Origin of the sequence: Dawidia soli (assembly GCF_018598185.1) — a bacterium.
Classification (GTDB): domain Bacteria; phylum Bacteroidota; class Bacteroidia; order Cytophagales; family Cyclobacteriaceae; genus Ohtaekwangia; species Ohtaekwangia soli.
This window is the reverse complement of the sequence record NZ_JAHESC010000004.1, coordinates 244,961-254,281: the sequence shown is the minus strand read 5'-3', so window position 1 is coordinate 254,281 and position 9,321 is coordinate 244,961. Positions and strand designations below refer to the sequence as shown.

Annotated in this window: 7 protein-coding genes; 6 read left to right on the top strand and 1 reads right to left on the bottom strand. The window is 57.1% G+C overall.

Features of this window, described 5'->3' with window-relative positions:
* Nucleotides 1–395: 395 nt before the first annotated feature.
* The 6 genes from KK078_RS04670 (at nt 396) to KK078_RS04645 (ending at nt 8,740) form a co-directional block, all read left to right on the top strand.
* Complete coding sequence (locus KK078_RS04670; protein WP_254089089.1) at nt 396–674, top strand: ArsR/SmtB family transcription factor; 279 nt, start codon at nt 396–398, stop codon at nt 672–674.
* A 131-nt stretch (nt 675–805) separates the two neighbouring features.
* Nucleotides 806–1,885 (top strand): efflux RND transporter periplasmic adaptor subunit, encoded by a 1,080-nt coding sequence (locus tag KK078_RS04665; RefSeq protein ID WP_254089088.1) that lies wholly within the window; start codon nt 806–808, stop codon nt 1,883–1,885.
* A 39-nt stretch (nt 1,886–1,924) separates the two neighbouring features.
* A complete protein-coding gene (locus KK078_RS04660) occupies nt 1,925–5,047 on the top strand; it encodes an efflux RND transporter permease subunit (RefSeq protein WP_254089087.1) in 3,123 nt (1,040 codons plus the stop codon).
* Between the two features lie 19 nt (nt 5,048–5,066).
* On the top strand, nt 5,067–6,404 hold the full coding sequence (locus tag KK078_RS04655) for a TolC family protein (RefSeq protein WP_254089086.1): 1,338 nt from the start codon (nt 5,067–5,069) through the stop codon (nt 6,402–6,404).
* A 93-nt stretch (nt 6,405–6,497) separates the two neighbouring features.
* Nucleotides 6,498–7,385, top strand: a complete 888-nt coding sequence (locus KK078_RS04650; RefSeq protein ID WP_254089085.1) for a cation diffusion facilitator family transporter — start codon at nt 6,498–6,500, stop codon at nt 7,383–7,385.
* Between the two features lie 515 nt (nt 7,386–7,900).
* On the top strand, nt 7,901–8,740 hold the full coding sequence (locus KK078_RS04645; protein WP_254089084.1) for a hypothetical protein: 840 nt from the start codon (nt 7,901–7,903) through the stop codon (nt 8,738–8,740).
* On the opposite strand, the gene KK078_RS04640 is transcribed toward KK078_RS04645, so the two are convergent.
* Nucleotides 8,732–9,091: a response regulator gene (locus KK078_RS04640; protein WP_254089083.1), complete on the bottom strand. Its 360-nt coding sequence runs from the start codon at nt 9,089–9,091 to the stop codon at nt 8,732–8,734. The two genes, KK078_RS04645 and KK078_RS04640, sit on opposite strands and share 9 nt — an antisense overlap.
* Nucleotides 9,092–9,321: the final 230 nt, after the last annotated feature.

The following is a 9,321-nucleotide window of genomic DNA, read 5'->3' as shown; positions in this document are numbered from 1 at the left end:
CCCCCCCCCGTCAATCCTCCCTTCCACTACGTGGCGGGGCGGGGTTTTGTGTATCATGAGCCGGCCGGGGGGGCGGCGCACCCCCCCCCCCATGCCAGGTCCGAGTCGCCCTCCCTTCGGTCGGAAGACTCGAACCAGCGTTGCTTTTTTTTGCGCGCGGCGCGCGCAGGGCAGTGTCTTGTGCCAAGCGAAGCGCAGGCGTGTCACCGGTGCCCGTACCGCGTCGGCCCTACTGGTGGATGGTGGCGGTCTCCTGGGATATTGCTAACACCCGCTAGTGTCCTGGGAAATAAAAAAGTTTTGAAACGTCAGAACTTTCCGGGGCCAAGGCCCGTTCCTGGATATATTGAATTATTTCGATGAATTCGGTAGCTTTGCCAGCAAAACAGACAAGCGTGAATATCAAGAAGGCTGAGAAGATCTCGAAGGCGTTGGCTGACCCCAACCGGTTGCAGATCCTGAAGGAGATCCGGAAGAAGGAAGAATGCCTGTATTGCTCGGATCTTCAAGATATGATCGACCTGGCTCAGCCGTCCATCAGCCACCACCTCAAACAGCTGACAGACATTGAATTGGTCGTAGCGGAAAAAGAAGGGCGCAACGTCAAGTACAGCCTCAACAATAAAGTGCTCGATGACTACATCGGGTTCCTCGAGTCGCTGAAGAAAGCGTAATTTTTTTGCTCCTATACATCGAATAATTTAAATAAGTCAATAAGTATTAGGATATGACAATCGAACAATTTTACTTCGCCTCCTTTTTTCTAAACACATCGAAAAATTTAAATAAATCAATTAATTAAGCTATGAACAAGTCGTATAGACATCGGTTGTATGCTCCCCTGTTGGGGGCCGTCACGTTTGCCCTTCTCGCAGCGGTTGTCGCTGCGTGTACTACAAAAGCAGAGAATCTTGAACAGCCTGCAGCGGCCGCCGCCGCGCCTGCCGGTGTGCCGGTAGACGCCGTGATACTTCAGCCGCACGCCATTCGCGAAGAGCTGGAAGTGACCGGTACACTCGTCGCCAACCAGGCTGTCGATATCGTCAGCGAGCTGACCCGCAGGATCGTACAGGTGAATGCGCGCGAAGGGAGCCGTGTGAAGAAAGGCACCTTGTTGTTCCGCCTGGACGATGCCGACCTGCAGGCACAACTGGAGCGTTTCCGTCAGCAGGAGAAGCTGGCCGTATTGAATGAACAGCGCCTGAAAGATCTGCTGGAGAAAGAGGCCATCGCCCAGCAGGATTACGACGAGGCCATCACGAACCTGAAGGTGTTGCAGGCACAGATCAACGAGGTGCAGGTCATGATCGACAAGACCCGCATCGTGGCGCCCTTCGACGGTCAGCTCGGCATGATCAATACACACCCCGGGGCGATCGTTTCGGTCAGCACGGTATTGACCGACATCGAAGACAACAGCCAGATCAAAGTAGAGTTCTCCATTCCTGAAAAGTATACCAACGTCATCCAGCTCGGCAGCGAGCAGCACTTCACCCTGGCGTCTGACGACCAGCCCTATACTGCCCGGGTATTTGCCAAAGGCGCAAGCCTGAGCCAGGACACGCGCACGCTGTTGGTACGGGCGCTCGCGCAGAATCCAGCAGGTACATTATTGCCCGGCCAAAGCGCGCGCATCACCCTGGGGTTGAGCACCTCGGCCAATGCCTTGTCCGTGCCCTCGCAAGCGCTGATCCCCTCGGCAGGCGGATACACCGTGTTTGTCAGCCGCAGCCACCAGGTGGTGCCGGTGCCGGTTACGATCGGCCAGCGTAGCGCCGGTTCTGTGGAGATCGTCAAAGGTTTGAACACCGGCGACACCGTCATCGTCAGCAACCTACTGCGGCTTGGCCCCGGCGCCCCGGTTGCGATTGCTTCTATCAAATAAGCCCGGCCATTCTCTCTCTAACACAAGTTTAAAATCGTCATGAGTGCGATATCACAAGTAAGTATCTCCCGGCCCGTATTGGCCGGCGTTATGTCGGTCCTGCTGGTACTATTCGGTATCGTCGGGTACACCTTCCTCGGAACGCGGGAATATCCCGTTACCGATTCACCTATTGTTATGGTTACCACGGTATATCCCGGCGCCAGCGCCGATATCATCGCCGCCCAGGTAACAAAGCCCTTAGAAGAAGCCATCGCGGAAGCGAACGGCATCCGCGCGCTGTCGTCTGTGTCGCGCGAGCAAGTCAGTATCATCACCGTAGAGTTTAACCTGAACGCCGACCTGGAGGCCGCGGCCAACGACGTGCGCGACAAGGTGTCGAAGTCCCGGCAGCAGTTGCCCGCCGACATCGAGCCGACGATCGTGGAGAAGTCCGGCCCGGCCGAGTTCCTGGTGTTCCTCACGGTGCAAAGCGATACGCGAAGCCTGGAAGACATCACCGACTTCGTCAACATCAACATCAAGGAACGTCTGCAGTCGATCCCCGGCGTGCGCCTGGTCGACACCTATGCCGGACGCAAGCGCTCCATGCGTCTGCGCATGGACCCGCTCAAGCTGGCCTCTTATGGATTAACTCCTGCCGATGTGCAGGTGGCCCTGCAACGCGAGAACGTGGACCTGCCCAGTGGCCGGATCGAGGGCGATAACACCGAAGTCACCCTGCGCACACAGGGCCGGCTGGTGACGGAAGAAGACTTCAACAACATGATCGTGCGTCAGAGTGAAGGCGCCATTGTCCGCTTCCGCGACATCGGTACCGCCATCATGTCGTCGCAGAACGAACGCACCGCCATGATCGTGGGCGAGGGCCAGACGGCGCGCTACGGCGTGGGTACGGGCGTGCAGCCGCAACGGGGTGCCAACTCGCTGGCGATCGTAGATGAGTTCAAGACCCGCTTTGACGAGATCGTCCGGACGGCGCCGAAAGACTATATCATCAACCTCGGAAAAGACTTTACCGTACCGGTACGCAATTCGCTGTCGGAAGTAGAAGAGACACTCTTCCTGGCCTTCGGCCTGGTGGCCATGATCATCTTTATCTTCCTGCGCGACTGGCGCAGTACGATCATCCCCCTCGTGGCGATTCCCGTATCGATCATCTCCGCCTTCTTTATCATGTACATCGGCGACTTTTCGATCAACGTGCTGACGTTGCTCGGCCTGGTGCTCGCGATCGGGTTGGTGGTGGACGACGCCATCGTGGTGCTGGAGAATATCTATAGTAAGATCGAGCAGGGCATGACGCCCATCGAAGCCGCCCGCAAGGGCTCGGATGAAATATACTTTGCCGTCATCTCCACGACCGTTACGCTCGCGGCGGTGTTCCTGCCGATCCTGTTCCTGGGTGGTATCACGGGCCGGTTGTTTAAAGAGTTCGCGATCGTCGTGGCGGGTTCGGTGCTGGTGTCGGCCTTCGTGGCGCTGACGTTGTCGCCGATGATGAGCGCATACCTGTTAAAGGCCAATGCGTCGCACGGCTGGTTATACCGTAAAACCGAGCCGTGGTTTGAAGGGTTGAACCGCGCGTATGAACGCTCGTTGCATGCTTTCTTTAAAGTGCGCTGGCTGGGATTCGTGGCGCTGCTGGTGTCTTTTGCGATTGCCTGGTGGCTGGCGCCGTCGCTGCCGTCGGAGCTTGCACCGCTGGAGGACCGTTCCATGGTGGGCCTGGCCGTGATCGCGCCGGAAGGCACATCGTATGAAAGCATGGAGCAGACCATGAAGGAAATCAACAACTATATCTCCGACTCGATCCCTGATTTGAACGGCAACCGGACCTACGCGGGTATCGCGGCGTCTGTCGGTACGCTTGTGCAGCCGGTCAACGGCGGTTTCCAGTGGGTGTTCCTGAAAGACCCGAAAGACCGCGTCAGCGGGTTGACGCAGCAGCAGATCTATGAAAAACTGATCGCGGCGTCCGGCCGGTTCCGGAATGTGATCGTGATCCCGATTCAGATCCCGACGATCGGTGGTTTCTCCAGCTCGCAGCCGCTGCAATACATCGTGCAGGCGCCCGACCTCAACAGCCTGATCGAGATCATGCCCAAGCTGATGGGCCAGGTGGTTCAAAGCCCGAAGCTGAGCTTCCAGGATCCTGACTTTAAGGTGAACCGCCCCGAGATCGGCATCGAGATCGATCGTCAGCGGGCTGCGCAGCTGGGCATCTCCACGCAGGAGATAGGCCGCACGTTGCAGCTGGCGCTCAGCGGTCGTCGCTATGGATATTTTATCTACAACGACCGTCAATACGAAGTGATCGGCCAGCTGGACCGCAAGGAACGTTCGGCGCCCGCCGACCTGAACTCGTTGTTCCTGCGTGCCGAAAACGGCGAGATGGTATCGCTCGACAACCTGGTGAGCATGAAGGAAAGTGTAAGCCCGCCGGCGATCTACCGCTACAACCAATCGTATAGCGTTACGATCTCGGCTACACCGGCCGCCGGTGTCAGCCTGGGCGAGGCGATCAAGGAAATGGATGAGATCACTAAGGCTACGTTGCCTCCCGGCTTTACCACAGCCCTTGCCGGCCAGAGCCGCGACTATGCGGAAAGCAGCTCGAGCCTGATCTTCGCTTTTATCTTCGCCATCCTGCTGATCTACCTGGTGCTTGCCGCGCAGTTTGAGAGCCTGATCGATCCGTTCATCATTCTGCTCACGGTGCCTATGGCGCTGACCGGTGCGTTGCTGAGCTTGTGGATCACGAACCAATCGATCAACGTGTTCAGCGAGATCGGCATTATCATGCTTATCGGTCTGATCACCAAGAACGGTATCCTCATCGTGGAGTTTGCCAACCAACGCAAGGAAGAGGGGCTTTCGGTGAAAGACGCCGTGCTGGCGGCTGCGGCCTCGCGCTTCCGTCCGATTCTCATGACGACGCTCGCGATGATCTTTGGTACCCTGCCCATTGCGTTGTCGCTCGGTACATCGTCGGGAAGCCGTACTTCGCTGGGGATCGCGGTCGTCGGCGGGTTGATCTTCGCCGGGATCCTGACGCTCTATGTGATCCCTTCGGTATATTCTTACTTCTCCCGGCCGTATGCCCATGCCGCGAAGCCCGCACCGCTTCCGGTGGGGAGTAACCCGGCGGCTATTGCCTGATCTTAACAACACAGAAATCATGAAACCACTTCGGTATATTTATCGCTCGTTGTTGTTCGCCCTGGTTGTGGGCGCAACACGGCCGGCGGCGGCGCAACAGTCGCTGTCGTTGCAGGAAGCCGTACGGCTTGCCGACCTGCACAACCGCGAGATCCTCGAAAGCCAGCTGGGCGTCGAGCAAGCGGCCCAACAACGCATCGTCGCCCGCGCGCTTTACCTTCCCTCGGTGAGCGCGCAGGCCGGTGTGAATCACTACTTCGACCTGCCGCCGTTCTTCGGCTTTGGCGAGACCACGTCGGAGGGCAAAGTGCCCTACGGCCGCTTTGGCGGCAAGGACCAGCTCAACGCCTCGGTGTCGGCCGTGCAGCCGATCTATAACCCGCTGGCTATACCTTCGTTGCACCACGCGCGGTTACAAGCGCGCGCCAGTCAGACCACGTTGCAGGGCAGACGGCAGGAAGTACTTGCCTCGCTGCGGGAAACGTATCTGAAGGTCCTCGTATTGAACGAACGCATCAAGCTGCAGCAGGAGAGCATCCGCCGCAACAACCGCGCCTTGCAAGACGCTCGTTCGCTGTTGCTGCAGGGTAAGGGCTTGCGGGTCGATACGCTACGTGCCTACACGGCGGTGAGGAACCTGGAACCTGAGCTCGTGCGGCTGTCGTTTGCCGTGGAGACCAGCACGCTGCAGCTCAAGACGCTCATCGGCGTGGATTCTTTACAAGATATTGTCCTGACGGATTCTCTTGTCGTACCCGGTCCGGACGCGGCGCCTTCGGAAGACGAAGTATACGCTACGGCGAAGCGCAACAATCCATACTTCCAGTCGCTGGCGTTGCAAGAGCAGCTGGAGGCTCAGCAGGTGCGCATGACGTCGTCGCTGCGCAAGCCACAGCTTTCGGCCGTGGCGCAGTACCAGGTGCAATCGCATACCAACGATTTTGACTACGGCCATGCATACTACCCGTCGGCATCGTTTGTCGGGTTGCAATTGTCGGTGCCGTTGTTTGCGGGCTTTTCGTCACAGGCCAAAGTGAAGAAAGCCACGCTGGCGCGTCAGCAGGCGGTACTGCGGCAGCAACATGCGCACGAGCAGCTGCGGGCATCGGTGCACCAAGCACTTGCCGCGCGGCAGGAGTCGTTTGCGCGCCTGGAAACGGCGGCGGTTACACGCGAAACGGCGCGCCTGAGCTACACCATCATTCAATATCGGTACAAAAGCGGCATATCCGCACGCCTGGAATTGACAGACGCCGAGCTGGCGCTGTCTACCGCGCAGTCCAATTACCTGGAAGCGGTGTACGATTACCTGGCGGCGGGTATCGCGTTGAACAAATTACAGGGCATCGTCGAGTAAAAACGTTTCATACCCTACACGCCCGGCACCCGGTAGCATAAAAGCATGCACCGGGTGTTTTTTTTTATAATATTGCGCCCCAACAATAGCGGCGTGGCGCAAACTTCCAACTCTCACAAGGGCCTTCGCTCGACGGTGATCGGCATCATCGTCAGCACCCTCCTGGCGCTGATCAAGGGCATCGGCGGCATTCTGGGGAATTCCTACGCGCTCATTGCGGACGCCATCGAGTCCACGACGGATATTCTGACCTCTACCATGCTGTGGCTCGGCCTGAAATGGTCGTCGCGCCCGGCGGACCACGACCATCCGTATGGCCATGGCAAGATGGAAGCGCTCGTGGCGTTGGGTGTTTCGGTGGCGATGGCGCTGGCCGCGGTCGTGATTGCGGTAAAGAGCATCGAGAACATGATCACACCGCACAAAACGCCCGAGCCGTATACGCTCATTATTTTGATCGTGGTGATCGTTACGAAGGAATTGTTATACCGGTTTGTGCTGAAGACGGGTGCCGAGATCAAAAGTGATGCTGTGAAGGCTGATGCGTTTCACCATCGCAGCGACGCGATCACGTCCGCGGCAGCGTTTATCGGGATTTCGATCGGGATCATCGGTGGCGAAGGGTGGGAGGTAGCCGATGATTGGGCGGCGCTTTTTGCGTCGGCAGTCATTATGGTGAATGCGTATCGTATCCTCCGGCCTGCTGTGGGTGAATTGCTGGATGAAGAATTGGATCCTACCGTAAATAAAGAGGTGATCCGCCTGGCCGGAAGTGTGCCGCAGGTTATCCTGGTGGAGAAGTGTCATATCCGGAAAATGGGCGTGTTCAAACACGCCGACCTGCATATCTGGGTGGATAAGGACCTGACGGTGGAGGAGGGGCACGCGATCTCTCATCGGGTGAAAGATCACATCCAACTGACGTTGCCCGAGTTTACGGATGTTATGATCCATATCGAGCCGGCGGGGCATTACCATTGATTTTTTGTGAATGGAGACATTTTTAGACTTGGCAGCTTAGCTCGACGGCAGTTGCAAACTGCCTACCGTCGCGGCACAAGTCACCGCTTCGCTCAGACTTGCGCCAGCCGTTGGTGCTGGCCGGTTCTTTTGGGGTGGACTGCAGCTGCCTAAGACAAACGCCGAGAGCAGCATTAGGATCAAAAGCAGCAGGATGTAGTTCTTGATCGGGTCTCCGGTGCTGTATGGTTTTCGGTATAATGCTCGCGGCATTCTGAAGTTTTTTATAGAGGGTTTCATGGTTTCCAAGCAGTTGGTCTTATCGGTAATGCTACTATAAAGATGCCAGCCCGAAAACAGCGTTGCCGTCGGTGAAACCCCATAAAATCAGCCGCATTTTACTACAACCTGGGGGGAAGTAGACTTATTTCTACAATCGCTGCCGTACGGAGTACGTGCCGTCCCTGCGGCATCCCGGTCCGTTTACCCGGCATGAAATTTTCAATTTGTCAATCGTACAGTAATACCGTCTATATATGAAAGATCATTACATGCGTTGCTGGCGCTGGCTGGCTTTACCGGCGCTTCTGCTGAGCATCGGGCTTACGGTTTTCCATACTTTCTTTCCGGGAGAGGCGATCCCCGTAAGCGCGATCTTCGGCCGGCATGAGCATCTGTTTATTCCTGCTACATATACGTTCTCGGTGGTGGCGGTGATCGCCGCCTCGTTGCTGGTATATGCCGGCTATCAGTTGCTGCCGGCCCAGCGCTACATTCCCATTTATGATAAGATCGCCCGCCCTGTGATATATTCGTCCGTCCTGTCGATGGTGTGGCTTTACGCGTTTACGCACGAGTACCTGTTCATCGCCTGGGTGCTGCAAATAGGACAACTGATCTTATCGCTGGTCGTCTTTACGCGCATTCGCAAGGAAATGAGCACGACACTATACCGTCAGTACAAATGGATCCAGCTGCCCTTTACTACCGCCGCGGCGTGGCTGACGTTCAGCACGGTGATGTATGCCGGTGTCTGGCTGAAGTCGATCGGCTATGATGGCGTGCCTTTTGGCGAAAACGTCGTGGCGATCCTGGCGGTGCTGGTGGTCGCCATGCTGGCAAATGCGGTGCATAACCGGTATCGTGATGTCATCTTTCCCTTGACGATCGCCTGGTGCTGCATCGGTATATATGCCGAGCAGCGCGGTGCAGAGAAGCTGGTCGCGCTGGTGGCGTTGTCCACCGGTCTGTACCTGGTGGCGCGTGTGGTGATCGTTGCCGTGCGGCAGCGGGTTGTCGAAGTGACGCGGGCGTATGCATCGGTACGTTCAACACCGGCCCGTTCTGTTTCCGATCATCGTTCGCAATCAGCCTAGCAGCTTGCGGATCTTTTTGAGCAGGTCGTTCGTGTTGACCGGCTTTACCAGAAATTCATTAACACCTTGTTTGAGGGCCAGTGCTATCACTTCTTCTTCGCCGTCGGATGACAACATGATGATCGGCGTGGGCTTGCCCTGTTCTTCGCGTACGCGCTTGAGGATATCGTCGCCGTTGACGTAGGGCATGTGGATGTCTGTGATGATCAGGTCGAAGTGCTCGCCCCGGTCGAGCGCCGACAGTGCTTCCAGGCCATCGCGGGTCAGGACGGCTTCGTAACCCTGCTCCCGCAGGATCACCTCTACCACCTTCAGCACCACCTCGTCGTCATCGCATACCAGAACACGCATAATCGTTATATTCAGCTGCGGCGAATATACTAACATTTGTTTTATGGATTGGGCTAACGTGCGTTGGGGTTTTGTATGCCGGTCTGGAGACCGGGGCAATTCTCCAGCCGGCGGACAAGTGTCCACCCTGCGACAGGGCTAACACTCGCGCCAGCGTCTATGGTTACGCGCTGCGCGCGGCTTGCGCTTGCCGGCGCAAAAAGTATGGGCGCTTCCGCGCTCATACTAAC

Coding starts and splice junctions, on each gene's coding strand:
- KK078_RS04645 (WP_254089084.1), top strand. CDS start 7,901: ATGAAAGATCATTACATGCGTTGCTGGCGCTGGCTGGCTTTACCGGCG.
- KK078_RS04655 (WP_254089086.1), top strand. CDS start 5,067: ATGAAACCACTTCGGTATATTTATCGCTCGTTGTTGTTCGCCCTGGTT.
- KK078_RS04640 (WP_254089083.1), bottom strand. CDS start 9,091: ATGCGTGTTCTGGTATGCGATGACGACGAGGTGGTGCTGAAGGTGGTA.
- KK078_RS04660 (WP_254089087.1), top strand. CDS start 1,925: ATGAGTGCGATATCACAAGTAAGTATCTCCCGGCCCGTATTGGCCGGC.
- KK078_RS04665 (WP_254089088.1), top strand. CDS start 806: ATGAACAAGTCGTATAGACATCGGTTGTATGCTCCCCTGTTGGGGGCC.